Annotated in this window: 25 protein-coding genes; 6 read left to right on the forward strand and 19 right to left on the reverse strand. The window is 52.0% G+C overall.

Features of this window, described 5'->3' with window-relative positions:
- Positions 1-61 precede the first annotated feature (61 nt).
- Positions 62-829 (reverse strand): exodeoxyribonuclease III, encoded by a 768-nt coding sequence (locus CR46_RS0107740; RefSeq protein ID WP_009723298.1) that lies wholly within the window; start codon positions 827-829, stop codon positions 62-64.
- A 152-nt stretch (positions 830-981) separates the two neighbouring features.
- Here CR46_RS0107740 and pyrE point away from each other — a divergent pair, with 152 nt between their 5' ends.
- On the forward strand, positions 982-1,647 hold the full coding sequence (pyrE, locus tag CR46_RS0107745; RefSeq protein ID WP_030071566.1) for an orotate phosphoribosyltransferase: 666 nt from the start codon (positions 982-984) through the stop codon (positions 1,645-1,647).
- Positions 1,648-1,650: 3 nt separating this feature from the next.
- On the opposite strand, the gene CR46_RS0107750 is transcribed toward pyrE, so the two are convergent.
- Positions 1,651-2,124 (reverse strand): tRNA (cytidine(34)-2'-O)-methyltransferase, encoded by a 474-nt coding sequence (locus CR46_RS0107750; protein ID WP_030071569.1) that lies wholly within the window; start codon positions 2,122-2,124, stop codon positions 1,651-1,653.
- A gap of 96 nt (positions 2,125-2,220) precedes the next feature.
- Between CR46_RS0107750 and rep the strand changes: the two genes are divergently transcribed.
- The gene (gene rep / locus CR46_RS0107755) at positions 2,221-4,290 is read left to right on the forward strand and encodes a DNA helicase Rep (RefSeq protein ID WP_030071570.1); all 2,070 of its coding nucleotides are present in this window, start codon (positions 2,221-2,223) and stop codon (positions 4,288-4,290) included.
- A gap of 90 nt (positions 4,291-4,380) precedes the next feature.
- On the opposite strand, the gene CR46_RS0107760 is transcribed toward rep, so the two are convergent.
- Both CR46_RS0107760 and CR46_RS0107765 read right to left on the reverse strand, forming a co-directional pair.
- Entirely contained in the window at positions 4,381-5,211 is an 831-nt protein-coding gene (locus CR46_RS0107760) for a c-type cytochrome (RefSeq protein WP_030071572.1), read from the reverse strand.
- Positions 5,212-5,434: 223 nt separating this feature from the next.
- The gene (locus CR46_RS0107765; protein ID WP_030071574.1) at positions 5,435-6,349 is read right to left on the reverse strand and encodes a GNAT family N-acetyltransferase; all 915 of its coding nucleotides are present in this window, start codon (positions 6,347-6,349) and stop codon (positions 5,435-5,437) included.
- A 69-nt stretch (positions 6,350-6,418) separates the two neighbouring features.
- On the opposite strand from CR46_RS0107765, the gene CR46_RS0107770 reads away from it, so the two are divergent.
- From CR46_RS0107770 to CR46_RS0107780, 3 genes are all read left to right on the forward strand, one after another.
- Positions 6,419-7,078 (forward strand): response regulator transcription factor, encoded by a 660-nt coding sequence (locus CR46_RS0107770; RefSeq protein ID WP_030071576.1) that lies wholly within the window; start codon positions 6,419-6,421, stop codon positions 7,076-7,078.
- Positions 7,079-7,103: 25 nt separating this feature from the next.
- Positions 7,104-8,516, forward strand: coding sequence for a sensor histidine kinase (locus tag CR46_RS0107775; RefSeq protein WP_030071579.1), 1,413 nt, complete (start codon positions 7,104-7,106; stop codon positions 8,514-8,516).
- Positions 8,517-8,617: 101 nt separating this feature from the next.
- Positions 8,618-9,235 (forward strand): CBS domain-containing protein, encoded by a 618-nt coding sequence (locus CR46_RS0107780; protein WP_030071581.1) that lies wholly within the window; start codon positions 8,618-8,620, stop codon positions 9,233-9,235.
- A 114-nt stretch (positions 9,236-9,349) separates the two neighbouring features.
- On the opposite strand, the gene nhaD is transcribed toward CR46_RS0107780, so the two are convergent.
- From nhaD to CR46_RS0107805, 5 genes are all read right to left on the reverse strand, one after another.
- Positions 9,350-10,816, reverse strand: a complete 1,467-nt coding sequence (nhaD, locus tag CR46_RS0107785; protein WP_030071583.1) for a sodium:proton antiporter NhaD — start codon at positions 10,814-10,816, stop codon at positions 9,350-9,352.
- Positions 10,817-10,969: 153 nt separating this feature from the next.
- Positions 10,970-12,796: a glutamine--fructose-6-phosphate transaminase (isomerizing) gene (gene glmS, locus CR46_RS0107790; RefSeq protein WP_030071585.1), complete on the reverse strand. Its 1,827-nt coding sequence runs from the start codon at positions 12,794-12,796 to the stop codon at positions 10,970-10,972.
- Between the two features lie 64 nt (positions 12,797-12,860).
- Positions 12,861-14,228, reverse strand: coding sequence for a bifunctional UDP-N-acetylglucosamine diphosphorylase/glucosamine-1-phosphate N-acetyltransferase GlmU (gene glmU / locus CR46_RS0107795; protein ID WP_030071587.1), 1,368 nt, complete (start codon positions 14,226-14,228; stop codon positions 12,861-12,863).
- 19 nt (positions 14,229-14,247) lie between these two features.
- On the reverse strand, positions 14,248-15,348 hold the full coding sequence (locus tag CR46_RS0107800) for an FAD:protein FMN transferase (protein ID WP_030071590.1): 1,101 nt from the start codon (positions 15,346-15,348) through the stop codon (positions 14,248-14,250).
- A gap of 77 nt (positions 15,349-15,425) precedes the next feature.
- Positions 15,426-16,226 (reverse strand): undecaprenyl-diphosphate phosphatase, encoded by an 801-nt coding sequence (locus CR46_RS0107805; RefSeq protein ID WP_030071591.1) that lies wholly within the window; start codon positions 16,224-16,226, stop codon positions 15,426-15,428.
- A gap of 203 nt (positions 16,227-16,429) precedes the next feature.
- On the opposite strand from CR46_RS0107805, the gene CR46_RS0107810 reads away from it, so the two are divergent.
- A complete protein-coding gene (locus CR46_RS0107810) occupies positions 16,430-17,623 on the forward strand; it encodes a cation diffusion facilitator family transporter (protein ID WP_030071592.1) in 1,194 nt (397 codons plus the stop codon).
- Positions 17,624-17,629: 6 nt separating this feature from the next.
- On the opposite strand, the gene mgtE is transcribed toward CR46_RS0107810, so the two are convergent.
- The 10 genes from mgtE to CR46_RS0107860 form a co-directional block, all read right to left on the reverse strand.
- A complete protein-coding gene (mgtE, locus tag CR46_RS0107815) occupies positions 17,630-19,012 on the reverse strand; it encodes a magnesium transporter (protein WP_030071595.1) in 1,383 nt (460 codons plus the stop codon).
- Positions 19,013-19,183: 171 nt separating this feature from the next.
- Entirely contained in the window at positions 19,184-19,612 is a 429-nt protein-coding gene (locus CR46_RS0107820) for a F0F1 ATP synthase subunit epsilon (RefSeq protein ID WP_030071596.1), read from the reverse strand.
- Between the two features lie 24 nt (positions 19,613-19,636).
- Positions 19,637-21,016 (reverse strand): F0F1 ATP synthase subunit beta, encoded by a 1,380-nt coding sequence (gene atpD, locus CR46_RS0107825; RefSeq protein ID WP_030071599.1) that lies wholly within the window; start codon positions 21,014-21,016, stop codon positions 19,637-19,639.
- Positions 21,017-21,092: 76 nt separating this feature from the next.
- Positions 21,093-21,980, reverse strand: a complete 888-nt coding sequence (atpG, locus tag CR46_RS0107830) for a F0F1 ATP synthase subunit gamma (protein ID WP_030071601.1) — start codon at positions 21,978-21,980, stop codon at positions 21,093-21,095.
- A gap of 65 nt (positions 21,981-22,045) precedes the next feature.
- Complete coding sequence (atpA, locus tag CR46_RS0107835; RefSeq protein WP_009723316.1) at positions 22,046-23,590, reverse strand: F0F1 ATP synthase subunit alpha; 1,545 nt, start codon at positions 23,588-23,590, stop codon at positions 22,046-22,048.
- A gap of 16 nt (positions 23,591-23,606) precedes the next feature.
- Entirely contained in the window at positions 23,607-24,140 is a 534-nt protein-coding gene (locus CR46_RS0107840) for a F0F1 ATP synthase subunit delta (RefSeq protein WP_009723317.1), read from the reverse strand.
- An 11-nt stretch (positions 24,141-24,151) separates the two neighbouring features.
- A complete protein-coding gene (locus tag CR46_RS0107845) occupies positions 24,152-24,622 on the reverse strand; it encodes a F0F1 ATP synthase subunit B (RefSeq protein ID WP_009723318.1) in 471 nt (156 codons plus the stop codon).
- A gap of 78 nt (positions 24,623-24,700) precedes the next feature.
- The gene (gene atpE / locus CR46_RS0107850) at positions 24,701-24,928 is read right to left on the reverse strand and encodes a F0F1 ATP synthase subunit C (protein ID WP_007112217.1); all 228 of its coding nucleotides are present in this window, start codon (positions 24,926-24,928) and stop codon (positions 24,701-24,703) included.
- 65 nt (positions 24,929-24,993) lie between these two features.
- Positions 24,994-25,821 (reverse strand): F0F1 ATP synthase subunit A, encoded by an 828-nt coding sequence (gene atpB / locus CR46_RS0107855; RefSeq protein WP_009723319.1) that lies wholly within the window; start codon positions 25,819-25,821, stop codon positions 24,994-24,996.
- A 7-nt stretch (positions 25,822-25,828) separates the two neighbouring features.
- Entirely contained in the window at positions 25,829-26,230 is a 402-nt protein-coding gene (locus CR46_RS0107860; protein WP_030071604.1) for an ATP synthase subunit I, read from the reverse strand.
- Positions 26,231-26,403: the final 173 nt, after the last annotated feature.

The following is a 26,403-nucleotide window of genomic DNA, read 5'->3' on the forward strand; positions in this document are numbered from 1 at the left end:
AGGCCAGCTTATAAGCTGGCCTGTTGCTGAGACGGGTAATGCGACGCGGGAAAGTGAGCGCTTACAGCGCTAAGTCATACTCAACGATCAGCGGTGCGAACTCGGAGAAGGTCGCATCGTAATCAATCCACGCGTCGACCACATGGCGACGGAAGTTGGGGCCGACCAGCTGGTAGTCGATCCGCCAGCCTTCTTGGCGCTCACGGGGCACGTCTTGGTCGAGCTTTGGCCACCAGGTATATTCACCCGCATCGCGATTAATTTCGCGGAAGGTGTCGATAAAGCCGGTTGGGCCAAGCACCTGATCCATCCAGGCACGCTCTTCCGGGCGGAAACCAGAGGTTAGCTGATTGTCCGACCAGTTGGCCAAATCGATGGTTTTATGGGCAACGTGCCAAGTACCACAGATGATGTATTCGCGACGTTTGCGCGACATCTTCGTTAGATACTCTTGGTACTGCTCCATAAACGCCTGTTTGGCTTTTTGATCACTTCCATCAGGCATCAAGAAGGTGGCAATGCTGAAGCGGTCATAATCCGCCTGCAGAAAGCGCCCTTCGTGATCACACTGAGGGAACCCAAGACCATACATAATCGCCTTGGGAATTTTGCGGCAGTAGAGTGCCACGCCGGAGAAACCATCTTCTTCTGCATCCAGGAAGTAGCCTTCGTAGCCTTCCGGATAGAGAATATGGTCGTCCAGTTCAAAACTTTTTGCCTTGATGTTCTGCACGCAGATCACGTCGGCATCCTGCTGAGCCAGCCAGTCCAGGAAGCCACGGTCGACGGCATCACGTATACCATTGACATTGATGCTGGCAATTTTCATAAATCGTCCCTTTTGCGTCGCTGCTGTATGATACCCGACGTTTAGACGTTTGGGTAAATAGACAAACCCAATCTTGCTGTTTAACTCTGATTTATTACTGCGTTTACTTAGATTTCTATTACTTACATTCCTATCGACAAGAGAAGACCATCGTGGCTACCACTCTACAACCCTATCAGCGCGATTTCATTGCCTTCGCTATTGAGCAGGGCGTGCTCAAGTTTGGCGAGTTCACGCTTAAGTCTGGGCGAGTAAGCCCTTACTTCTTTAACGCGGGCCTGTTTCAAACCGGTCGTGCCCTGGCTAAGCTGGGCCGTTTTTACGCTCAAGCCATTGTCGATAGTGGTCTGCAAGCGGATGTGCTGTTCGGCCCAGCCTATAAAGGCATTCCCCTGGCGGCGGTCACTGCCGCGGCCTTAGCCGACCACCACGATCGCGATATGCCCTACGCGTTTAACCGTAAAGAGGCCAAAACCCACGGCGAAGGCGGCAATATTGTCGGTGCACCACTGGCCGGCGATATTTTGATCATTGACGACGTGATTACAGCCGGTACGGCTATCCGTGAAGTGATGAGCCTAATTGAGCAAAGTGGTGCCCGCGCAGGTGGCGTGATTATTGCGCTTGATCGTCAAGAGCGCGGCCAGGGCGAACAAAGCGCTATCCAGGAAGTCCAGGCTCAGTACGGCATGCCGGTTGTCAGTATTGTCACCTTAGAGCAAGTGCTTACTTACCTTGAAGAGCATGCTGGCGGCGAAATGCTGGCTTACGCCGAAGCGGTACGCGCTTATCGCGACCGCTACGGCATCGCGGGTTAGTCGCTACTTACCGCTTAATGCGCCAGCGTAATCTTGCTGGCGCCACGCCTCATAGCTGACGATGGCAACGGCGTTAGAAAGGTTCAAGCTGCGGTTATTGGGCTGCATGGGGATGCGCAGCTTCTGTTCTGCGGGTAGCGCAGCATGGACCTGGGGCGACAGCCCTGCGGTTTCCGAACCGAATAGCAGTACATCGCCCGGCGCGAAAGCCGCGTCGCTGTGGGCTCGGGTGCCTTTGGTGGTAATCGCCCATATCGTGCGCCCCTGCATTGCCGCTTGAAACGCCGTAAAATTAGCATGGCGGGTAACATTGGCTAGGTCACGGTAATCTAGTCCGGCGCGGCGCAGCTTTTTCTCTTCGAGATCAAAGCCCAGCGGTTCAATTAAATGTAATCGGCAGCCATTGTTAGCCACCAGGCGCATAATGTTACCCGTATTGGGTGCCATACGCGGTTCAAATAGCGCTACTTCAAACATTACCACCTGCCTATTATTAACTCATTGTGCGTTCGCCCAGCGCCGCTGATTGTAATGGAATTTGCCTAGAAACACTTGTAGAGGTCACCCTTCACCATGACGCCCCAACCGCCAAAGAGCATTCTTAGCCGTATTAAAGGGCTAAACCCGCGCCAGCAGGAAGCGGTGCGCTATATCGATGGCCCCTGTTTGGTCTTGGCGGGCGCGGGGTCTGGTAAAACCAGCGTTATTACCACCAAAATCGCCTATCTGGTGCAAGAGTGCGGCATGAGCGCGCGCAAAATAGCGGCGGTTACCTTCACCAATAAAGCCGCCAGGGAGATGAAAGAGCGCGTTGGGCAAATGCTGAAGGGTAAAGAGGGCCACGGGCTAACGGTGTCGACGTTCCACAATTTAGGCCTGACTATTATTCGCGGTGAGTTGAAAACACTAGGCTACAAACCAGGCTTTTCGTTGTTTGACCCAGAAGATGCCAAAGCACTGCTGCGCGATCTAATGAACAAAGACGCTCAGGTAGACGCCGAGCAGATCAACGCAGTGCAGAGCAAAATCTCCACGTGGAAGAACGATTTAGTGCTGCCCAGTGACGCGCTTTCTTTTGCCGCGGATGATGACGAGCACTTTGCCGCACGGGTTTATGAAGCTTACGTGCGCCACTTAAAAGCCTATAACGCGGTGGATTTTGACGACCTGATCCTACTGCCGGTGGTGCTACTACAACGTGACCCAGACGCACTGGCCCGCTGGCGGAACAAAATTCACTATATGTTGGTGGATGAATATCAGGACACTAACGTTTCTCAGTACCTACTGGTGAAACTGCTGATGGCCGAACGGGCGACCTTTACCGTGGTTGGCGACGACGACCAGTCGATCTACGCATGGCGCGGGGCCCGGCCTGAAAATTTGGTGACCCTTGGCGAAGACTTCCCGCGTCTGAACGTTATCAAGCTGGAGCAGAACTACCGCTCGACCGGCACCATTTTGCGTGCGGCCAACACGTTAATTGCTAACAACCCTCACGTTTACGATAAAACCTTGTGGTCGGATATGGGCGATGGCGCGCCGATTCGGGTCATCGTCAACCGTCATGAAGAGGCGGAGTCCGAGCGGGTAGCCAGCGAAATGCTGACTCGGCGTATCAAAGAAAAAGCAGAATGGCGAGATTTTGCGGTGCTCTATCGGGGTAACTTCCAGGCACGTTTATTAGAGCTCAAGCTGCAGCACTACCAAATTCCCTACAAGCTTTCCGGCGGTACGTCGTTTTTCTCGCGCAACGAGATCAAGGACACCATGGCCTATCTGCGGCTGTTAATTAACCCTGCTGACGATAACGCCTTTTTACGTATTGTGAACGTGCCCCGCCGGGAAATAGGCCCTGGCACGTTGGAAAAGCTAGCCAACTACGCAACAGAGCGTTCAATTTCGCTGTTTGCTGCCTGCCACGAGCTAGGGTTAGAGCAAACGCTGCCGACTCGGGCCGTAGAGCGGCTTTCCCGCTTTACGCACTTTATTGATGGCGTGCGTAAACGCATGGATCAAGACGATGCCATCGCCGCCATTCGCGACATGCTGCGCGATATGGATTACGAGGCCTGGCTGTACCAAAATGCCAGCGCCCCAACCGTTGCTGAACGGCGTATGGCCAACGTATGGATTTTGATTGATCAGCTAGAGAAGTCACTAAACCGCGACCCAGAAGATGCCGATGACTCCACCGCAACGGAAACAGACGGCGTAGAAGCCGCCATTTCCCGCCTAGTGCTTCGGGATATTCTTGAGCAACAGGCTGAAGAAGACGACTCAGACCGTGTGCAACTACTCACCATGCACGCCTCGAAAGGACTGGAGTTTCCCCATGTGTATTTGATGGGCTTAGAGGAAGATCTGCTACCCCACCGCAATGCTATTGAAATGGGCACCGTGGAAGAGGAGCGCCGCTTGGCTTACGTTGGGATTACACGAGCAAGGCGTACCCTGACACTGACATTAGCCCGCCAGCGTAAAGCGTATGGTGAACTAATGGACTGTCAGCCCAGCCGCTTTTTAGACGAACTGCCCGCTGATGATTTGGAGTGGGAGGGCCGCGCCGATAAAGAAGACCCCGAGAAAAAGCAGGCACGCGGGAAAGACGCGATTGCCGGGCTGCGTTCCTTGTTGGGTTAGCAGCAAGTCATAAGAACACAAAAAAATATCCACAGGGGATTTTCAAAACCCACCTGTGGATAGATTGCACAACATTATTACAACAACAGCTTATTGCACTTCTGACACCATGTAATCGACAACGGCCATAATTTCTTCGTCAGAGGCGCTGCTACCACCACGTGGCGGCATCACGCCTTTGCCGTTAAACACGCTTTCGTATAACGCATCGACACCCTGCTCAAGGCGCGGCGCCCACGCATCAGCATCGCCAATCAAAGGGGCACCAGCAACACCTGCCGCGTGGCAAGCCACACAACCAGCACTGGCATAAAGCGCTTCGCCATCTAAACCGCTGCCACCACTAGAAGCTTCCTCTTCGCTAGCTGCAGCGTCTGCGGTGCCTTCATCGGCACTGGTTTCCTCTGCTGCGGCCATATCATCGCTAGCGCTCTCTTCCGTCGCCTCTGCAGCCGCTTCTTCGTCACCGCCACCTAGCTCGGGAACGTCCATGACAGGCTCCACCATATACGCTGTCGCCGCTTCCATCTCTTCGTCTGACAGGTTGGGGTTGCCGCCACGAGCAGGCATTGCACCAATACCGTTAATCGAGTGCTCTAGCAGTGTCGCGAAACCTTGTTCGGTACGCTCAGCCCACGCAGCTTCATCACCGCGAATAGGGGCTCCCGCTGCGCCCGTTTCGTGGCACGCCATACAGACGTTGTTGTAGATACCTTCGCCATCAACTTCGTCACCACCACCGCTGCTAGCGGCGGCTGGCGCTGCTGCGGTGCCACAGTCTTGGCCTTGCAAGCAGAGTTGACCTACCGGCGCTAAGCGCTCAGCGATTGCGTCACGTGCTGCGTCTTGAGCATAAGCACCGGATGTGCCTGCCATGACGCCTAGGGCCGCCAGCCCGCTCATGATCAGCTTAGATTTCACTCTCACCACCTCTTGAGTTTTGTCATAAAACGTTTTGTGCTTAACCCCTGCGCGCGGCAGCGACATCATCAACCTGCGGCAACCGGAACGCCAAGACGTGCATATCGCATTAGTATACCGAGAACGCCAAGCGTAAGAAAATGCTACTAAGCGCGGCAATTCAACCTAAACTGAGCTTTATGCTTAATTCAGCGGTTTAAAAACCGTATCAATGTTCAGCTATTTAGCACCAAGCCAGCAAACGCTGCTGAGCATAACGCGTAAAGCCTGCCTGAGCATATACACGCTTTGCTGGAACATTCTGTGTATCGACAGTGAGCGTAATGTCGCGGGCTTCCGCCTTGCTAGCCAACGCCTGCGCTTGTTGAATAATTTCCTTGCCCATTCCCCCGCCACGCCAATCAGGTAGCAGCCCCATCAACTGCAATGACCAGCGCTGTGTAACAGGGTTGGAAGCAAGTAATAATACACCGATAGTTTCCCCCTGATGTTTAAGCTGATACCAGTTATCTGGGGCATTCGGCGCTTGGTCATAAAATCCCGCTAGTAACGCGTCAATGGTGAGCACTTCGCGAAGCTCTGGGCAGTCTAACGAGCCTTCGCTTACTTTCTCTACTAACGCCCGCTGTTGAGCGGGAGTCAATTCAGCAAAGGGGCTTAGTATCAGTAGATTAGCGGGTGATTGAACGGTTTGGCACTGCCACACAAGATGCTCCAGAGTGGCAAGCGCCCGCATACCGTGGGTCACTAACCTTGTTTCCCAGCTGGCCGCATCGTCGGATAACGCCACATGGCATAGCGCAATCGGCTGCTCGTTTACCCAGCCCTGCAAGGCTTTCAACAACGCATCAACTGACGAATTATGCTGCCTGGGTAGCCAAAGCTGCGCCATTTGATTAGCCAATGGCTGTACCCAGGCGGCGGCTTCGATATGGCCCGCTTGAGTGGCTATCCAAAGGCCTTGCCATATAGTGTCAGGACCCGCTTTTACGGTTGATAAGGCATGCTGCAATGCAGGTTGTTGCGCAGGATCATGCACGGCAGCTAACTGCAGCAATGCTTCACGCCGTTGTTCACGTGGGCACTGCATTACTGTGGTAGTTAAGGAGCGATGGCCGAAAGGAGAATGACGTGTCATGTTACGTTCCTGAGTAGCCCGCCATGAATGAAAGTAGCCCGCCATGAATGAAAGGAGTCATCCATCGATATGCGCATTTTACTGGTTGAGGACGACCCCAGTTTAGCGTCAGGGATTCGTATGGCGCTAAAACCTGAGCACTATACGGTAGATCATTTAGCCGATGGCGATAACGCGCTTCATGCGCTTAAAAATGAACCCTTTGATGCGGTCATCCTGGACCTTGGTTTACCAACGATCGATGGAATGGAAGTGCTGCGCGCTATTCGGCGACATGGCAGCCAACTGCCTATTTTAGTTCTGACCGCCCGCGATGCGGTGGATAACCGTATCGAAGGGTTGGATGCAGGAGCCGACGATTACATCACCAAACCCTTCGAGGTAGCAGAATTAAAAGCGCGCCTGCGTGCTTTATTGCGCCGCAGTCAAGGGCAAAGCAGCGGCTTACTCAACTGCCGGGGAATTAGCCTGGACCCTCAGACCTTACAGGTCAGTTATCAACATCAAGTGATCACGCTTTCGCGTCGTGAGCTGACATTACTACAGGAGTTTATGAGCCACCCAGGTCGTGTCTTTACCCGCGATACCTTAACGCGTTTAGTGTACGGCTGGGAGGAAGAAGTCGAGAGTAACGCTATCGAAGTTCATATCCACCACTTACGACGAAAGCTGTTTCCTGAGGTTATTCGCACCGTGAGAGGGATCGGCTATGTCATGGATAAATCATAATGGTTAACGTACACAAGGCAAGCGCATGAGTTCTATTCGTCAACGCACCCTGGGGCTTGCGCTGCTTGTGTTTGGCGCGAGCATGCTAGTGATTGGCTTTATTAGCTATCGCTATGCCGCCCATGAAATCGAAGAACTTCACGATGCTAGCCTGGCACAAAGTGCCCGTTTGCTAGAAGGATTACTACAGGCACCACTGCCCGATAGCGACCGTACGCTTTTACTAGAAAGTGTGGAGAGTGCGCTGCTTAGTGCCGAGCAATCCAATCATCGTTTTGCAGATCATCGCTATGAGAGCAAGCAGGCATTTCAGCTTTGGGATGGCGATCGCCTACTGCTGCGTTCCGCCAGCGCCCCCGAAATACAGCTTACCCAGCAACCATCTGGTTATTCAACGCTTACAGTGAATCAACACGACTGGCGCGTTTTTGTTCTGGAAATAACAGGCACTAACAAACGCGTAGCGGTGGGCGAACGAGAGGACGTTCGTGGTGAATTGATCAGCGCAGTAGCACTGCGTACCTTATTACCTGATCTTATTGGCTTGCCCTTATTGACACTATTACTGTGGTGGTCAATTGGCTGGGGGCTTGCCCCCCTATCACGGATGGCAGAGCAAATCCGTGCCCGCGATCCCCACCACCTAAAGCCACTGACGCTTCATCCACTTCCCCAGGAACTGGAAACCATTTCTAGCGCCCTAAACCGGCTGTTGGAACAGCTGCGACAGCTGCGTATTCGCGAAAAGCGTTTCATTGCCGACGCTGCCCACGAACTACGCACCCCCTTGGCGGTACTTGATTTGCACGCGCAAAATGCACTGACCGCTGACAATGCCGATGACAGAAAAGAAGCGCTGCATCATTTACGCAGTGGAGTGAAACGTTCAACGCGGCTAGTCTCTCAACTCTTAACCCTGGCGCGCTTAGACCACGAAGAAGAACCGCTGTCAGAGTATCACCGCTGTAATGTATTACACGAAGCTCGCGAAACGTTGGCAAAGCTTGCACCACTGGCCGCCGAGCGACAACAACCGTTGTTATTAGAGGCAGACGACTCGGCTAAATGGGAAATAGAAGCGGAACCAGGAGCTATTGAGGCGCTGGTGCAAAATCTGGTGGGTAACGCCATTCAACACTCGCCTGCTCAAAGCGCTATTACGATCACGCTTAAAACATTAGCGAAAAGTGTTATTGTCATTGTTGATGATCAAGGGCCCGGTATCCCTGCAGCACAACGCAACCAGCTGATGGAGCGATTTCAACGTGCTGGGCCTGGTGCTGGCGCGGGTTTAGGTTTATCCATTGTCGAGCGCTTGGTCAAACGCCATCAGGGCGTCTTACTGCTTGATGAGGCCCCTAGCGGTGGGCTTCGTGTGCGCGCAACGTTTACCAGGAACGCCCTATCTCAACGCCAACCAAAAAATAATCGGCCATAAAGGGGCCTGTTAAGGTTCCCATAAGAATTCCGTGCAAGTGTGAAAGTACAAGACAGGCAAGCGGTTAACGACCTGTCTATTCATACGACGGAGATTCCCTGATGAATATGCTAGTCCATACCCCCAAACCACTTATCCAGTTTGGTGAAACACCACTGCTTATTACGCCAACAACAAAGCAGATAACACCTGAAAGCTCTGCGTTATCGGTGCTGACGGATTTTACTCAGGTCAGACCCCAGGCAGTAACCGCGGATACGCCTATCGACGATGCTCATTTACAAATGCGCCATGGCGGTGTTCGCCTGTTGTTTGTTCTCGACAAAGCTAACCACTGCATTGGCGTACTGACTGCCAAAGAAGTCATTGGAACACGGCGCATTAACTTGGCGATGCAGCAGAGAAATCTTGATCGTACGGAAATTACAGCCGACATGATTATGACGCCCTGGCAACAGCTTAGTGCGATGCCATTTGAGCAACTTAACTCATTAACGATTGAAGACCTTGTGCTTTCTATGGAGCGCTTTACAGAGCAGCACTTATTGATTACTGAGCATAAACAAAATCAACCATTAAGCGTACGCGGTATTATTTCTGCCACCGATATACAGCACGCCATGGGCAATAAAACCACGATGAAATTCACCTCTTCAGCAGTGCCGACTGCCAGTAGCTTTGCCGATATTTGCAAAGTCATTACCGGGCACGATTTATAGTCTCGACATCAAATTTATAGTCATTAAGTAAAGCTAGAAAACCTACTAACAGTATTAAAAACACGCCCCTTATCAATGATAAGGGGCGTGTTTTTAGCTAAATTAGCTGCTAATTTAAAATAGCGCTGCGTTTATCAACAAATGCGCAGCAATACTGGCAGCATACCCCAGCAAAATAGCCGGTGCCCAGCGCAGGTGGCCCGCAAAAGTATAAATACCTCGGGCTTGGCCCATTAACGCAACCCCCGCCGCAGAGCCCATTGACAGCAGGCTACCACCAACACCAGCAGTCAATGTGATCAGCAGCCAGTTACCTTGCGACATATCGGGCGCCATGGAAAGCACCGCAAACATCACCGGAATGTTATCGACTACCGCCGAGATAAGCCCCAAAACAACATTGGCCCACACAGGATTCCAACTGCCATACAAGGTTTCTGACAATAGACTTAAATAGCCCATAAAGCCCAGGCCACCGACACACATCACAACTCCGTAGAAGAAGAGCAGCGTGTCCCATTCTGAGCGGGCAATACGGCTGAAGATATCAAAAGGAACAACGCTACCCAGTTGCTCAAGCTTATTCCAGTCACCACGGCGGGAATAACGTTCACGCTTGCGCTCCAGGGAGCGTGGCAGACTGCGGCGCAGGTAGTAGCCAAAGAACTGCAGTAGGCCAAGACCAAACATCATGCCCATCGCAGGCGGCAGATAAAGAACCGAATGGCACAATACGGAAATAGCGACAGTCACCAAAAATAGCGCGATGATGCGACGCGAACCACGCTTTAACCAGACGTTTTCGGTGAGCGCTGCAGGTTGGCGGTTAACAATGAAGAAGTTCATGATCACCGACGGCACGATAAAATTGACAATAGCAGGCACCAAGAGCGCAAAGAAGCCGCCAAACGGCACCTGGCCTGCCTGCCACACCATCAACGTGGTGATATCACCAAACGGGCTGAACGCACCGCCTGCGTTTGATGCTACCACCACGTTGACACAGCACAGACTAATGAACTTTTTATCGCCTTCAGCCACTTTCAGCACCACCGCGCACATCAGCATCGCCGTGGTCATGTTGTTGGCAATGGCAGAAATACCAAAGGCAAGACATCCCGTAATCCAAAACAGACTGCGATAACTAAAGCCTTTACGTACTAGCCAAGCCCGCAGGGCATCAAAAATACGGCGTTCTTCCATAGCGTTGATGTAGGTCATCGCTACCAGCAAGAACAGCAACAACTCAGTGTATTCAAGCAGCGTTTCTTTAAACGCTGCTTCCGCTTCTTGCGGCATGCCCGCCTGTACATAGACCCACGCCACCAACGCCCAGATAAGCCCGGCGGCCACTAGTACAGGCTTGGATTTACGCATGTGAATTAGCTCTTCGCTCATTACCAAGGCGTAGGCAAGAACAAAGATGACAACAGAGGCAATACCGGCAAACGAAGCAGTAAGATCTAACGGGCCAGAAGCGGCATAAGAGAGGGTGGGAAAAGCAAACAAACACAACGCAATCAACAACCAAGCAAACCGGCAAGTAGACTGCCGCATTGCAAGGACGTTAGGTGGTTTCATAGTAAAGTGATCCTGGCAGGGTTGGAAGAGACCGCCACGATGATAAGCACACTAACTAAGTGCTGCAACGCAGCGATCACGCTAAAGATGCGGCCATTTGCCGCATCTTGTAAAGCCGTTTTACAGTGCCAGAAACATTTATTTTGTGAAGGCCTACTCGACCGTTACGCTCTTGGCTAAATTACGTGGCTGATCCACATCGGTGCCTTTTAGAACCGCCACGTGGTAGCTCAGAAGCTGCAGGGGCAGCGTGTATAAAAGCGGCGCCAGTGCTTCGTGAACATGAGGAAGTGTTAATACGCGAACGCCATCTTGCTCGCTGATTCCTACACGCTCATCGGCAAACACAAACAGCTGACCACCGCGGGCACGGACTTCCTGTAGGTTCGACTTTAGCTTTTCGAGCAGGTCGTCGTTAGGGGCAACTGAAATCACCGGCATTTCGCTGTCTACCAGCGCCAGCGGCCCGTGCTTTAACTCTCCAGCGGGGTAAGCCTCTGCATGAATGTAGGAAATTTCCTTAAGCTTTAGCGCGCCTTCTAGCGCAATAGGATAGTGAGCACCACGGCCTAAAAAGAGCGCGTGATGTTTTTCCGCAAACGCTTGGGAAAGGGTTTCAACTTGGCTATCTAGCGCTAATACTTGCTGACACAGTGCAGGGAGTCCGCGTAGCGCTTCGACAATATCTTGCTGCTCTGGCTGGCCTTTAGCTTTGTTTACCGACAGCGTTAGCAGCATTAACGCAACCAGTTGTGTGGTAAATGCTTTGGTAGACGCAACGCCGATTTCTGGGCCTGCCCGTGTCATCAGCGACATATCCGATTCCCGTACCAGGGAACTGCCGGGTACGTTGCAAATAGCCAGCGACCCAACATAACTAAGCGTTTTTGCAAAACGCAGCGCTGCCAGCGTGTCCGCTGTTTCACCGGATTGCGACAGCGTGACAAACAGCGTGCCTTCAGGCACAACAGGGTGTCGATAGCGGTACTCAGAGGCCACCTCTACCTGTACTGGCACACCGGCATAGCGCTCTAGCCAGTAGCGCGCCACTAAGCCAGCATGGTAGCTGGTACCACAAGCAATAATATGAATCTGGCGGGTAGCCTGAAACAGTGTTTGGGCATCAGGGCCAAAGCTTTCAATCAATACACTGCTGCCACTTAAACGCCCTTCAAGGGCGGCACTAATGACGTCAGGCTGCTCGAAGATTTCTTTGAGCATATAGTGCCGGTAGTCGCCTTTGCTGGCGGCGCCGTCGCCATGTTCAAACGTTTGAATTGGCCGCTCAACGGGATTCCCCTGATGGTCAACGATACGGATTGAGCCTTGCTCACGAAGCTCTACTAAATCGCCTTCTTCCAGGTAAATAAAGCGGTCGGACACTTGTAAAAGCGCTAACGGATCCGAGGCGAGAAAAGCTTCATCGATCCCTACCCCCACCACCAGCGGACTGCCCTGACGAGCACCTACCACCACCCCTGGTTCTGCAGCGCTCATCACACCAAGCGCGTAGGCACCGCCTAAGCCGTTGACGATTTGCTGGGTTGCTTCAAATAATGTCAGACCGGTTGCTAATTTTTCAGACAGTAAGTGGGCGATGACTTCGGTATCAGTTTCGGAGGTAAAGCGGTAACCGCTGGCCTGTAGGGTGTCTTTGATCTGCTCGTAGTTTTCGATAATGCCGTTGTGCACCACCGCTACTTGGTCACTACTGTGATGCGGGTGGGCGTTTTCTTCAGACGGTTTACCGTGAGTAGCCCAGCGGGTATGGGCAATACCACAGGTGCCGGGTAGCGCTGCGGTGGCTAACCGTTCATCAAGAGCGGCTACCTTGCCCAAGGCGCGGTGACGCGTTAACACACCACTGTTCAGCACCGTCATACCAGAAGAGTCATAGCCGCGATACTCCAAGCGCTTGAGGCCTTCCAGCAAAATTCCTTGCACATTACGCTGTGCAACCGCAGCAACGATGCCACACATAGCCATTTCTCCTTGGGCGTCTTAATGCGTTATTGAAACCTAACGATTCCGCGAATAGACCGCTTTATTTAACTTTTTTGACAGGGCGCGGCCAATCCAGTTTTTCAAGTTGTCTGCTGCGAGTAACTGCCAAGGCGTGCTCAGCAACGTCTTTAGCGATTGTTGAGCCTGCCCCAATCGTGGCACCTTTACCCACCGTCACCGGCGCTACTAAGGCGCTGTTAGAACCAATAAACGCATTATCACCAATCTGGGTAATATGCTTATTTACGCCATCATAATTACACGTAATAGTGCCCGCCCCGACATTCACATCACGCCCTAAACGCGCATCACCCACATAACTTAAGTGATTAATTTTACTACCTTCTCCAACATCAGCGTTTTTAGTTTCAACAAAGTTTCCTACCTTGGCTTTGACTGCTAGGCGTGTGCCAGGGCGTAGTCGTGCAAAGGGGCCAACTTGATTCAACCCTGCGGCCACCGTGTTATCAATCACGCTATGACTATCGATGACACTTTCAGCCCCAATTGTGCTGTTTTTAATCACGCAGTAAGGGCCAATCTTTACCCCTTCACCCAGCTCAACATCACCTTCAAATACACAGCCCACATCGATAAACACATCGTGGCCACAGGTAAGCTTACCGCGAATATCGATTCTTGCTGGGTCCGCCAATGCTACCCCCTGCTCCATTAACTTATCCGCTAGCTGCTGCTGATAAGCGCGCTCTAACCGGGCCATTTGTGAACGATTATTCACGCCTTCAACTTCTACTGCGCTGGCTGGCTGGGCAGTGCACACCTTCACACCTTCATCTGCTGCCATGGCAATGACATCGGTTAAGTAGTACTCGCCTTGAGCATTTTCTGCCGACAACTGGGGCAGCCACCGTTTCAGCTGGGCACTGGTCATCGCCATAATGCCGGTGTTGCATTCGTTAATGGAAAGCTGTTCAGCGTTAGCATCTTTTTGCTCAATGATAGCGACCGCTTCGCCCTCATCATTACGAACAATACGTCCATAGCCAGAGGGGTCATCTAACGTGACGGTCAGCAGCCCCATGTGCTGCTCATCCACGTGGTTAAGAAGCGCAGCCAAAGATTCGCGACGAATCATCGGCACATCGCCATACAGAACCAACACCTTTCCGTTACCTAACTGAGACTGCGCTTGAGCCACCGCATGGCCGGTGCCTTTTTGCTCTGCTTGAATCGCAAAGGATACGTCACTCTCCGCTAGTGCTTCACACAGTTGATCTGCACCGTGGCCAATCACAACATGGGTACGCGTAGGGTTGAGTCCGCTGGCTGTGTCCAGTACGTGTTGTACCATCGGTTTACCCGCCAAGGTGTGCAGCACTTTTGGCGTTTGCGAACGCATGCGGGTGCCTTTGCCAGCGGCAAGGATAACAACATCAAGCTCTTGCATAATATTCACCTGTAACGGTTTAGCGATTGACAGCTGGTGCTTCCCAAGCGTCAATACCTAGCTCATCAATAAGTGCTTTATCGAAGTAGTCCATAAAGGCGGGACTGGCTAGGCTTTGCCAATGATCACTGTCTTTCACTAGCATCAACACACTTAGATTGTTCTCAACGGCCATCTGCATCCCTTCTTCGCTACCCGCTACCGAGATTGCTGTAGACCACGCGTCTGCCCAGGCATTGGAAGGGTGAAAAACAGAAACAGAGGCAAGCTGGTGCTTAACCGGCCGACCGGTGCGAGGGTCAATAGTATGGGAAAAGCGCTCGCCATCTACTTCAAAATAATTACGATAATCCCCAGACGTTGCGACCGACAGATCTTCAAGAGGAAGAACGTGTTGCGCCTCAGGCAAACCGCTATGTGGCACCTCAATTCCGACACGCCATGGGCTTTGCTCTTCTAAATCCCGATAGCCGCGAGCAATTAATTCACCACCAATATTGACTAAATAGTTTTCAATTCCCTGCTGATCAAGGTATGCCCCAACGCGATCAGTACCATGCCCTTTAGCCACTCCCGATAGATCAGCAAACACATCGCGCGTGCGGCGCGCCTGCATAAGTTGAGTATCAACATCAACTGCCTCATAGCCAATCGTAGCCATACGCTCGTTTAGCTCAGCGTCTGAAGGCACCTCTTCAGGGCGTGCTTCGGGGCCAAAACTCCACAAGTTGACGACATCACCGACCGTAATATCAAACGCACCGTTGCTTGCTTCGGATACGGAACGACTGATCGCAAGCACTTCAATTAACGCGTTGGAAAGCGGCTGCCATTCATTCAAAGGAGCATCATTAAAAACTATAAGCTCTGCATCATCACGGTAAGTAGACATTGCCTGATCAACGTCATTAAGTTCCGCTAGAAAACCTTCTTCTAAAGCATTCGCCTCGCCTTGGGTTAACGGGTCCGCAATGGTGACTTGATAAAACGTTCCGAAAATACCGCCTTCAAAGCGAACCGGGGAATCCAGTGGTCGATCATTTTCTGAACACCCCGCTAATACGCCAGCAGCAATGAGTAGGAGCCCTGAGTATTTTAATAAACGAGAAGTAACCTTCATTTTGTTTTCCCTTGGAGATAAGGCACGGGGTCAAGATGAAAAGACCTAGCTATGAAAAACTAGCAATGAACCACCAGCTAAAAATGGAAAAACCATAGCAACCAAGCCCCAAACAACACCCGATAAATGACAAATGGCTGCATGCCCAGTTTTTTGATCACTACCAGGAAATAGTGAATACACACATAGGCGCTAATACCTGAGAGTAAGGTGCCTACTAACATTGCCGGTATATCGATGAGCTGGGGATCTTTCAATAAGCTAATTGCCTCAAGCCCCCCTGCCAGAACAATAACGGGGATTGACAGTAAAAACGAAAACCGTGCCGCACCTTCTCGGCTCATACCCACCATTAACGCCGCTGTTATGGTGATACCTGAACGGGATGTGCCTGGAATAAGCGCCAACACTTGGGCACCTCCAATAATGAGCACATCCTTTAACGTCATCTGGTATTCGCTACGAGTGCCGCGTTTTTTCCAGTCTGCATAACCAAGTAACAGGCCAAAAACAATCAAACTGGCACCAATAATCAACGTAGAGCGCATGTAACCCGAGATCAGGTCATGAAGCAAAAAGCCGACAATACATACGGGCAGCGTGGCAATCACGACCCAAAACGCCAATACAGCATCGTCGTTAACCTCTTGGCCGCGAAGTGCGGTCAAGCTACTAACGATCATTCTGCCTATTTCGTGTCGGAAATAGATAACCACCGCGCTTAAACTACCAAGATGCAATGCCACATCAAAGGCAAGGCCCTGGTCTTCCCAGGTAGTCAGCACCGGTACCAATATAAGATGAGCCGAACTCGATATGGGTAAAAATTCTGTAAGCCCCTGAACTACCGCTAACACAACTACCTGGAACCAATCCATGGGTTATCCTGTGTTTAACTATTCTTGATGGCATTCATGTGTTTGATGACACTCATGCGCTTGCAATGGCGCTAAGGATACACATCCCTTAATTCATTGTCCGCATTCAGCATACGAGCAAATTCACAAGAAGGTATAGAGCCAAGGACGCGGTACGCTACAATAGGTACTCATTAGTAATGCGCGATCCTGTAAGGTCACCCATGACTCAGACCGTAGAATCACCAGTGGTTCCCAAGCATGAGCTAGATAGCCGAGAGGCCAAACGTGTCACTTATATAGGCGCCTGGCTAGATGGCTTGTTGAGTGTTGTTAAAGTCGTGGTTGGCTTTTGGGTAGGCTCCGCGGCGCTCATTGCCGATGGTATCCATTCACTTTCAGACCTTGTGACTGATGGTTTTGTGTTGGCCGCTATTCACTACGGTCGTCAGGAACCAGATGACGACCATCATTACGGGCACGGCCGTATCGAAACCCTTACAACACTGCTATTGGGTAGTGTATTGATTTTTGTGGCTGGCGGTATTGCTTGGTCTAGCTTGGATCGATTATTTAATGGTACGGAAGTCAATGCTCCAGGTGCAGTCGCTATTGTTATCACAATTATCGCTCTGTTCAGTAAAGAGTGGATTTTTCGCTATACCATGCGCGTTGCTAAACGCGTTAAATCCAAGCTGTTAGAGGCGAACGCCTGGCATTCACGTAGCGATGCACTTTCCACTGCGGTAGTGCTGGTCGCGTTAATTGGCGCGCAGCTTGGTTTTGGCTGGCTAGACGCCGTCGCGGCCATTATCGTTGGCTTACTGGTGGGTAAAGTAGGCTGGGATTTACTGTGGGAGTCCGCGAGAGAACTCGTGGATACCGCACTCCCTGAAAGCGTTCAACAGCAAATGCACGATGTTGCCTGTAGCGTGCCAGGGGTTGATAGCGTGCATGATCTACGCACCCGTCAGTCCGCAGGCTGGGTAATGGTGGACTTGCATGTGGTGGTCGGACCAAAAATTACCGTGTCAGAAGCCCATGAAATCGGCAACGAAGTGAGCCGTCGCCTACGCCATGAATTCCCACTGCTCACCGATGTTATTTTTCACGTAGACCCTGAAGACGACGCCGGAGAAGGCGATCCTAGCCGACTTCCCGGCCTACCTCTGCGGCCCGAAGTAGAAGCCGCGCTGAACGAGCGTTGGTATATGCATCCTGTTTGGCGCACGTTAAACGAGCTTCAACTCCACTATCTAGACGATAAGGTATCGGTATCGCTGATTATAGGCGATTCAGTACACCAGCCACCTCAGTGTCTTGCCAGCCAGTTAAAAGCGCTAGCCAGCGATATTGAGTGGCTGGGCCATGTGGAAGTACTGTTTATTACCCGCGCGGCCAGCAGTGCGATGCGTTAACCTGCGTTACACGCTTGCCAGTACGACCGTCGCAATACTGAAGTAAATTAATACCCCGGTGGCATCAATTAGTGTGGTTACCAATGGCGCTGACGCAGTGGCAGGGTCGACCTTAAAGCGCTCTAATACAAACGGTAGGCACATACCAATCATGCTGCCAAACAAAACGATGGTCACCATGCTTAACGCCACGATAATGGCGACTGCTTCGCCGCCACGAAAAATCCCTATTGGCGTTACCGCAATTGCCATGGTGATACCCAAAGAGCCAGCCACCAACAGCTCACGGCCGAGCATTTTGCTCCAGTCTTTCACCCCCACATCGCCAGTTGCCATACCGCGTACCATCAGCGTGGCTGCCTGAGCGCCTGCATTACCGCCACTGCCAATCAGCAGCGGTAGAAAAAATACCAGTGCCACTTGGGCGGCAATCGTATCCTCAAAATAGGCGATCCCCGCGCCAGAAAATAAGTTAGCGAATACTAGTAGTACCAGCCAAAACACCCGCTTACGGTAAAGGCTCCACAGCGGAACGCGGCTAACACCATCCTCTAACTGGCCGATAGACATCCCCTTGTGGATATCTTCAGTTGCTTCAGACTCGGCAACATCCATCGCATCATCGTGGGTAACAATACCGACCATGCGTCCATCCGCATCCAAAACAGGCAGTGCCAGCAGGTCATAGCGAGCCACAATCCGCGCCACCTCTTCTTGCTCTTCATCTACCGGGGTGCTGATAACATCTTTGATCATGATGTCATCAACCAACGCCCCTGGGCGAGCCACCATCAGCTGGCGTAAAGACATCGTTCCTATTAACTGGCCGTCGCTATCAAGTACATAGAGCTGATACACCGTTTCCGCATCTGGAGCGGTTTGGCGTACCCGCATCATGGCTTGCGACACCGTCATGCCACTGGCTATAGCGACATAGTCAGAGGTCATGATGGCGCCTGCGGTACCTTCTTCGTAGCTTGCAAGGCGCTTTAGGTCTTCCCGTTCCTGGTGCGCCATACGCCGCAACAGCGCTTCGCGTCGGTCTTCACCAAGCAGATTAAATAAATCCGCCCGTTCATCGGAGCCCATTTCTTCGAGAAGCTTTAGCACTTGGGTATCCGACAGTTTCCCAACTACCTCAAGCTGACTCTCTCTTGGTAAGTAGCCCAGAACATTAGCGGCACGCTCAGTAGAAAGAGTATCAAGTATGGCAAGCGCTGCCGGAAGTTCTTCATCGTCTTCGATGAGTTCTTCTAGCACCTCACCAATATCTGCCGAACGGATTTCGGATAAACGTGCTGCCAACAGCGTTTTATCTGCTTTTTCTTTATTTAGCTCGTCAAGCAGCTCGGATTTTAATTCCTGTAAGGCTTCATCATTCAATGACATCGCTATCTCCCTTTGTGCAGACGCATAGTGTGCAGATGGGGTGTTACAGCCGAGCATCCCTACTCTGTGGATCTACGCTGAGTGCGTTTTCCTATGGTACCAGACAAAAAAAACGCTCCTTAAACCCTAACGGGCTCCAGGAGCGTTTTATTCACGCGAGTGCGTGTTTTACTAGCCTTTACCCGCCTTCTTACGCAGCTGTTGAATCGTTCGTAGCTGTGCAACGGCTTCGGCAAGTTCAGCGGCAGCACGCGTATAATCCAGCTCTGCTGACTTCTCGTTAAAAGCTTTCAGCGCTTGCTGACGTGCTTCTTCAGCAGCGGCCTCATCGAGGTCGCTAGCACGCGCCGCAGCGTCTGCCAGGATCGTCACAACATCCGGCTGGACTTCCATGAAGCCACCCGAGACAAAGAAGTTCTCTTCCTTGCCATCATCGTGGATCACGCGGATTGGGCCCGGCTGAAGCTCGGTCAGCAGCGGGGCGTGACCCGGCAAAATGCCGAGGTCACCCATAATCCCGGAAGCGACTACCTGCTCAACACTGCCTGAGAAGATAGATGCTTCAGCGCTGACGATATTGCAAGTGAAGCTATTCGCCATAGCGAATCCCCCTAGTGGACGGGATTACTTCTTCATCTGGTTGGCTTTTTCGACAGCTTCGTCGATGGAGCCGACCATGTAGAAGGCCTGTTCCGGCAACTCGTCATACTCACCCGCGAGGATGCCCTGGAAGCCACGAATCGTATCTTTCAAAGAAACATACTTACCGGGCGAACCAGTGAATACCTCAGCAACGAAGAATGGCTGCGACAGGAAACGCTGGATTTTACGCGCACGAGATACGGCCAGCTTATCTTCATCAGACAGCTCGTCCATACCCAAAATCGCGATGATATCCTTCAGTTCCTTGTAACGCTGCAGAACGTTCTGTACGCCACGAGCTACGTTGTAGTGCTCTTCACCCACTACCAACGGATCTAGCTGACGCGACGTAGAATCCAGCGGGTCGATAGCCGGATAGATACCTAGCTCAGCAATCGAACGCGCAAGTACGACGGTGGCGTCAAGGTGCGAGAAGGTGGTCGCCGGCGACGGGTCAGTCAAGTCATCGGCAGGGACGTAAACGGCCTGCACAGACGTGATAGAGCCGGTTTTAGTCGAGGTGATACGTTCCTGCAGAACGCCCATCTCTTCAGCCAGCGTCGGCTGATAACCTACCGCAGACGGCATACGACCCAGCAGGGCAGACACTTCGGTACCAGCCAGGGTGTAGCGGTAAATGTTATCGACGAACAACAGTACGTCACGGCCTTCATCACGGAATTTCTCAGCGATGGTCAGACCAGTCAGTGCTACACGTAGACGGTTACCGGGGGGCTCGTTCATCTGACCGTAAACCAGCGATACCTTGTCGATAACGTTGGATTCAGTCATTTCGTGATAGAAGTCGTTACCCTCACGCGTACGCTCACCGACACCGGCGAATACAGAGTAGCCGCTGTGTTCGGTGGCGATGTTGCGGATAAGCTCCATCATGTTAACGGTTTTACCAACACCCGCACCGCCGAATAGACCAACTTTACCGCCCTTAGCGAACGGGCAAACGAGGTCGATAACCTTGATGCCGGTTTCCAACAGCTCATTGGAAGCTGCTTGGTCAGCGTAGCTTGGTGCTTTACGGTGGATTGGCATGCGCTCTTGCTCGCCAATCGGGCCAGCTTCATCAATCGGCTCACCGAGCACGTTCATGATGCGACCTAGCGTTTCCTTACCGACGGGTACGGAAATCGCGGTACCTGTGTTGGTCACGTCCAAGCCACGTTTCAAGCCCTCAGTAGAGCCCATGGCAATGGTGCGCACCACGCCGTCGCCCAGCTGCTGCTGGACTTCGAGGATGGTCTCAGCATTAGAGACCTTCAGCGCGTCGTAGACCTTGGGCACAGAGTCCCGCGGAAACTCTACGTCAATCACCGCGCCGATGATTTGTACGATACGTCCGCTCATCTTGGTTCCTCTCAAAAACCTGCAAATGAAACCTGTCTGCCGGGAGCTATCTTTGCGATAGCTAGCTCCCTAGGCGTTATACGGCAGAAGCGCCGCCGACGATCTCGGAAATTTCCTGGGTGATGGCGGCCTGACGGGCCTTGTTGTATACCATCTCCAGATCGTCGATCAGGTTGCCCGCGTTATCAGTGGCACTCTTCATAGCGATCATTCGGGCGGCCTGTTCGCACGCACCGTTTTCGACTACCGCCTGATACACCTGTGATTCGATGAAACGAACCAACAGGCTGTCTAGCAACGCCTTGGCATCCGGTTCATACAGGTAGTCCCAGCTTCCGGGACGGGCGTTTTCTTCGTCATGCTTCGCGTCTGCGCCCATATCGGACGACAACGGAAGAAGCTGACGTACGACTGGCCGTTGCGTCATGGTGTTAACAAATTCGTTATACACCACAAACAAACGGTCAAGGCGTCCTTCGTCGTACGCTTCTAACATGACCTTGACACTACCGATCAGTCCTTCGACAGACGGCGATTCTCCCAATCCGCTCTTGGCAGCAACGAGGTTGCCTCCATAGTTGCGGAAAAAGGCGCCGGCTTTAGAGCCGAGGGCACAGAAGTCTAGCTCGGCGTCTTGCTGTTTCCAGACAACGGCATCTTTCACCACTGCCTTAAACAGGTTGACGTTTAAGCCGCCACACAGACCGCGGTCAGTAGATACCACAATGTAACCAACGCGCTTCACCTCATTACGCTCGACCATGTAGTCGTGCTTATATTCGGGGTTTGCGTCAGCAATGTGGCCTACCACATTACGAATCTGCTTGGCATACGGCTGGCCAGCCTTCATCAGATCTTGTGCTTTACGCATCTTAGATGCAGCCACCATTTCCATGGCGCTGGTAATCTTCTGCGTATTTTTAATGCTCCCGATCTGGGTGCGTATCTCTTTTGCAGCTGCCATAGCGATCTACCCTTCGTTCGTGGCTCTCAGAAAGCATGCAAGCCCGCCCGCAGGCGGGCCGGACATTACCAGCTCTGAGTCGCCTTGAACTTCTCGAGACCTGACTTCAAGCCGTCCTGAATCTCGCCGTTGTAGTCGCCGGTCTGGTTGATCTTATCGAGCAGGTCGTTGTGCTCAGACTTCATGTAGTCGTGCAAAGCACGTTCGAAGTCCAACACTTTATCGACGCTCACATCATCCAGGTGACCTTCGTTAGCGGCGTACAGAGACAGCGCCATTTCCGCCACTGACATCGGCGAATACTGCTTTTGCTTCATCAGTTCGGTAACGCGTTGGCCATGCTCAAGCTGCTTACGGGTCGCTTCATCAAGGTCAGAAGCAAACTGCGAGAATGCCGCCAGCTCACGGTACTGAGCCAAGGCCAAACGAACACCGCCACCCAGCTTTTTGATAATCTTGGTCTGCGCTGCACCACCAACACGAGAAACCGATAGACCTGCGTTAATTGCCGGACGAATACCGGAGTTAAACAGGTTGGTTTCCAAGAAGATCTGACCATCAGTGATCGAGATTACGTTAGTCGGAACGAACGCAGAAACGTCACCGCCTTGGGTTTCGATAATCGGCAGTGCGGTCAAAGAACCGGTTTTGCCTTTCACTTCGCCGTCAGTAAACTTCTCAACGTAGTCAGCATTAACGCGCGCAGCGCGCTCAAGCAGACGCGAGTGGAGATAGAAAACGTCACCAGGATAGGCTTCACGACCCGGCGGACGACGCAACAGCAGAGATACCTGACGGTATGCCACAGCCTGTTTGGAAAGATCGTCATAAACGATCAGTGCGTCTTCACCACGGTCACGGAAGTACTCACCCATGGTGCAGCCAGAATAAGCAGCCAAGAACTGCATCGGTGCCGGATCGGCAGCGCCAGCAGCGACAACGATGGTGTGTTCCATCGCGCCATGCTCTTCTAGTTTGCGTACCACGTTAGCAATAGTCGACTGCTTCTGACCAATTGCCACGTAGACACAGGTAACGCCTTTGCCTTTCTGGTTGATAATCGCATCGATAGCAATGGCAGATTTACCAATCTGACGGTCGCCGATGATCAGCTCACGCTGACCGCGACCGATTGGCACCATGGCGTCGATAGACTTCAAACCAGTTTGGATCGGCTCGTCAACGGACTGACGGGTAATAACGCCAGGCGCTACTTTTTCTACCGCGTCGGTCATTTTGGCGTTGATATCGCCTTTGCCGTCGATAGCATTACCCAGCGCATCGACTACGCGACCTACCAGCTCTGGGCCTACCGGCACTTCAAGGATACGCCCGGTACACTGGGCAGTCATACCTTCTTGAAGTTGCAAATAGTCACCCAAGACAACGGCACCAACGGAGTCACGCTCCAGGTTCAGTACCATGCCAAAGATGCTGTTAGGGAATTCGATCATTTCACCGAACATCGCGTCTTCGAGGCCGTGAATTTTCACGATACCGTCGGAAACGCTGACGATGGTGCCCTGATTACGGGCTTCGGATGCGACGTCAAGCTTCTCAATTCGCTGCTTGATGATGTCGCTGATCTCGGAAGGATTCAGTTGCTGCATGCCATGTCCCTCAGACTCAAGCGGTCAGCGCTTCGGAAAGGCGGTTCAATCGACCACGTACCGACCCGTCAATGACGGTATCGCCGGCACGTAGGATGACACCACCAATAAGCGTCTTGTCCACCTGAGTAGTAATGGAGATTTCGCGATTCAGACGTTTCTTGAGTGCGTTCGCTAGCTTGGTCTGCTGTGCGGCAGTCAGCTTGTACGCTGACGTTACTGTCACTTCAACACGCTGTTCATGTTCGGCACGCAAGTACTCAAACTGTTCAGCAATGAAAGGCAGTGCCAACAAGCGCCCTTGGTCAGCTAGGGTATCCAAAAACCGCGACAGGCCTTCTTGCTTTTCCGATAACATATCGGAAAGCAGAGCTACCTTTTTGTCGTTCTCAAGTTTTGGACTACCCAGCAGACGACGAACGTCGCTGTTGGCAACCGCAGCACTTAAAAAACCAAGCGCCTGGGACCAGCTATCAAACGCCTCATGATCACGCGCGTATTCAAACGCCGCCTTAGCGTAAGGACGAGCGACGGTAAGTAATTCCGCCATGGGTCACCTCCTTACAGTTCAGCAGCAAGCTCATCAAGTAACTTGCGATGTGCTTTCTCGTCGACCGAAGCTTCTAGTACACGCTCAGCACCAATGATGGCGAGGTGAGAAACCTGGGCACGAAGCTCGTCTTTTGCACGATTCACTTCTTGCTCGATTTCTGAACGTGCACTTGCCATTAGGCGTTCGCCTTCAGCGCGGGCCTGTTCACGTGCTTCTTCGATCATCTGAGCTGAGCGCTTGTTGGCTTGCTCGAGAATTTGAGAAGCCTGCTCCTTGCTTTCACGCAGCGTTTGTTCTGCACGCTCTTGAGCTAGCTCAAGGTCGCGAGTAGCACGGCTGGCTGCGTCTAAGCCATCAGCAATTTTTTTCTGACGCTCGTGAAGAGCGTTGCTGATCGGAGGCCACACATACTTTATGCAAAACCAGACAAAGATCGCGAAGGCGATCGTCTGCCCGATAAGCGTCATGTTGATATTCACAGGGATGTACCTCTGACAAGTTCGTGGCGACCGGAGTGAAACAAAACCGAGCGGGTAGACCGCTCGGCTAAGCTGTCATTAACCGGCGACAACGAAGATCAGGTACATCGCGATACCAACACCGATCATCGGAACGGCGTCAAGCAGACCGGCCATGATGAAGGTTTTGGTTTGCAGCTGGTCGCCCAGTTCAGGTTGACGCGCAGTAGATTCAAGCAACTTGCCGCCCAACAGGGCAAAGCCAATGCCAGTAGCCAGTGCGCCCAGACCGATGATGATGGCAGCTGAGAGATAAACCATTTCCATGATGTTGCTCCTGAGTTTAAGTTTTGGTTAAGGGTTGAGGGTTAATGAAAACGTTGTTGCTTGGTTTAGTGGTGTTCGTGCGCCGCGCTCAGGTATACAACCGAAAGCGTGGTAAAAATAAAGGCCTGCAGCGTTACCACAAGAATGTGGAAGATGGCCCATGGCACGTCCAACAGCCAGATAGCCCAGAACGGCAGTAGGGCGATCAGGATAAAAATAACCTCACCGGCAAACATGTTGCCGAACAGACGCAGGCCAAGACCTAGCGGCTTCACAAGCAAACCAATCACTTCAAGCACCAAATTGAAGGGAATAAGTGCCCAGTGATTAAATGGTGTCAGTGAAAGCTCTTTCGCAAAGCCACCCGCTCCTTTTACTTTGATGCTGTAATAAATAATTAAGCAGAACACACCTAACGCCATACCTAAGGTGGCGTTAGGGTCAGTCGTCGGTACGATTTTCATGTACTCAACGCCGAGCTTATTGAACAGCACAGGGAAGTAATCAACGGGGATAATCTTCAACGTGTTCATGAGCAGAATCCACACGAACAGCGTCAACGCTAGAGGCGCAATAATAGGGTTGCGTCCATGGAAAGTAGCGCGAGTCAGGTTTTCAATGAACTCAACCACCATCTCTACAGCATTTTGCAAGCCGCCGGGCACACCCGTCGTGGCTAACTTGCCAGCTTTGCGGAAGAGCCAAATGAACAGCAAGCCCATGGCAATGGACCAACCCATGGTATCTAGATGGATAGCCCAAAAGCCCATTTCACGCGCTTCTTCGGCGGAATGTGCCAGCGACCAACCGTTCTCCGGGTGATTACCAAAGGTTAGGTTCTGCAAGTGGTGCTGGATATAGTAAGTCGACGAGACTTCGTTTCCTGCGGCCATAGACATGTCACCTCAATAAGTTGTGCGATTTCCTGGGCATTAGCCAAGGCGCTAGCCAATGCGTCAGAACAATCGCGACATAAGCACTAAAAAAGAAAGCGGGGTTTGAGGGGGGCGCTACAACAAACACCAGTGAAAAAAGTGCCACCGTCAAACCAAACTTGCCTGCTTCGGCGCGAAATAAATCCATCGCGCCAGATGTGCGACGCTTTACACGAAACACACCCATTCGATAGATAAAAAAAGCGTGTGGTAGTAATGCTACCAGCGCTCCTTTTAACACCGACAGCACATCAGCCGGAGGTGCTATCAAAAGGGCGAATAACATGCCCAAGAACGTAACGATAAGTTGCGCGAGTATCAGTCGAACAAAATATGTTTTTTGTCGCTGGGTTTCCAAACGTCGCATAATTCCCCAGCACGTTAGGTTGAAAAGTTTTACAACCTGTCACTTATCATCATTACGAGCGACCTGCACAAATCTTGCGCGATTATAGGGAAGCGCTATCACACCTTCAACCGATGTTGCACGGATTTCGCGCCTTTCAGCACTTACTTGCGACCAAAGGGCTAAAAATATGC

Origin of the sequence: Vreelandella neptunia (assembly GCF_000712975.1) — a bacterium.
Classification (GTDB): domain Bacteria; phylum Pseudomonadota; class Gammaproteobacteria; order Pseudomonadales; family Halomonadaceae; genus Vreelandella; species Vreelandella qaidamensis.

Bases quoted from the DNA above. Each gene is read 5' to 3' on its own strand.
- CR46_RS0107740 (WP_009723298.1), bottom strand. From the start codon at position 829: ATGAAAATTGCCAGCATCAATGTCAATGGTATACGTGATGCCGTCGAC.
- CR46_RS0107750 (WP_030071569.1), bottom strand. From the start codon at position 2,124: ATGTTTGAAGTAGCGCTATTTGAACCGCGTATGGCACCCAATACGGGT.
- rep (WP_030071570.1), top strand. From the start codon at position 2,221: ATGACGCCCCAACCGCCAAAGAGCATTCTTAGCCGTATTAAAGGGCTA.
- CR46_RS0107765 (WP_030071574.1), bottom strand. From the start codon at position 6,349: ATGACACGTCATTCTCCTTTCGGCCATCGCTCCTTAACTACCACAGTA.
- CR46_RS0107770 (WP_030071576.1), top strand. From the start codon at position 6,419: ATGCGCATTTTACTGGTTGAGGACGACCCCAGTTTAGCGTCAGGGATT.
- CR46_RS0107775 (WP_030071579.1), top strand. From the start codon at position 7,104: ATGAGTTCTATTCGTCAACGCACCCTGGGGCTTGCGCTGCTTGTGTTT.
- CR46_RS0107780 (WP_030071581.1), top strand. From the start codon at position 8,618: ATGAATATGCTAGTCCATACCCCCAAACCACTTATCCAGTTTGGTGAA.
- nhaD (WP_030071583.1), bottom strand. From the start codon at position 10,816: ATGAAACCACCTAACGTCCTTGCAATGCGGCAGTCTACTTGCCGGTTT.
- glmS (WP_030071585.1), bottom strand. From the start codon at position 12,796: ATGTGTGGCATCGTTGCTGCGGTTGCACAGCGTAATGTGCAAGGAATT.
- glmU (WP_030071587.1), bottom strand. From the start codon at position 14,228: ATGCAAGAGCTTGATGTTGTTATCCTTGCCGCTGGCAAAGGCACCCGC.
- CR46_RS0107800 (WP_030071590.1), bottom strand. From the start codon at position 15,348: ATGAAGGTTACTTCTCGTTTATTAAAATACTCAGGGCTCCTACTCATT.
- CR46_RS0107805 (WP_030071591.1), bottom strand. From the start codon at position 16,226: ATGGATTGGTTCCAGGTAGTTGTGTTAGCGGTAGTTCAGGGGCTTACA.
- CR46_RS0107810 (WP_030071592.1), top strand. From the start codon at position 16,430: ATGACTCAGACCGTAGAATCACCAGTGGTTCCCAAGCATGAGCTAGAT.
- mgtE (WP_030071595.1), bottom strand. From the start codon at position 19,012: ATGTCATTGAATGATGAAGCCTTACAGGAATTAAAATCCGAGCTGCTT.
- CR46_RS0107820 (WP_030071596.1), bottom strand. From the start codon at position 19,612: ATGGCGAATAGCTTCACTTGCAATATCGTCAGCGCTGAAGCATCTATC.
- atpD (WP_030071599.1), bottom strand. From the start codon at position 21,016: ATGAGCGGACGTATCGTACAAATCATCGGCGCGGTGATTGACGTAGAG.
- atpG (WP_030071601.1), bottom strand. From the start codon at position 21,980: ATGGCAGCTGCAAAAGAGATACGCACCCAGATCGGGAGCATTAAAAAT.
- atpA (WP_009723316.1), bottom strand. From the start codon at position 23,590: ATGCAGCAACTGAATCCTTCCGAGATCAGCGACATCATCAAGCAGCGA.
- CR46_RS0107840 (WP_009723317.1), bottom strand. From the start codon at position 24,140: ATGGCGGAATTACTTACCGTCGCTCGTCCTTACGCTAAGGCGGCGTTT.
- atpE (WP_007112217.1), bottom strand. From the start codon at position 24,928: ATGGAAATGGTTTATCTCTCAGCTGCCATCATCATCGGTCTGGGCGCA.
- atpB (WP_009723319.1), bottom strand. From the start codon at position 25,821: ATGGCCGCAGGAAACGAAGTCTCGTCGACTTACTATATCCAGCACCAC.
- CR46_RS0107860 (WP_030071604.1), bottom strand. From the start codon at position 26,230: ATGCGACGTTTGGAAACCCAGCGACAAAAAACATATTTTGTTCGACTG.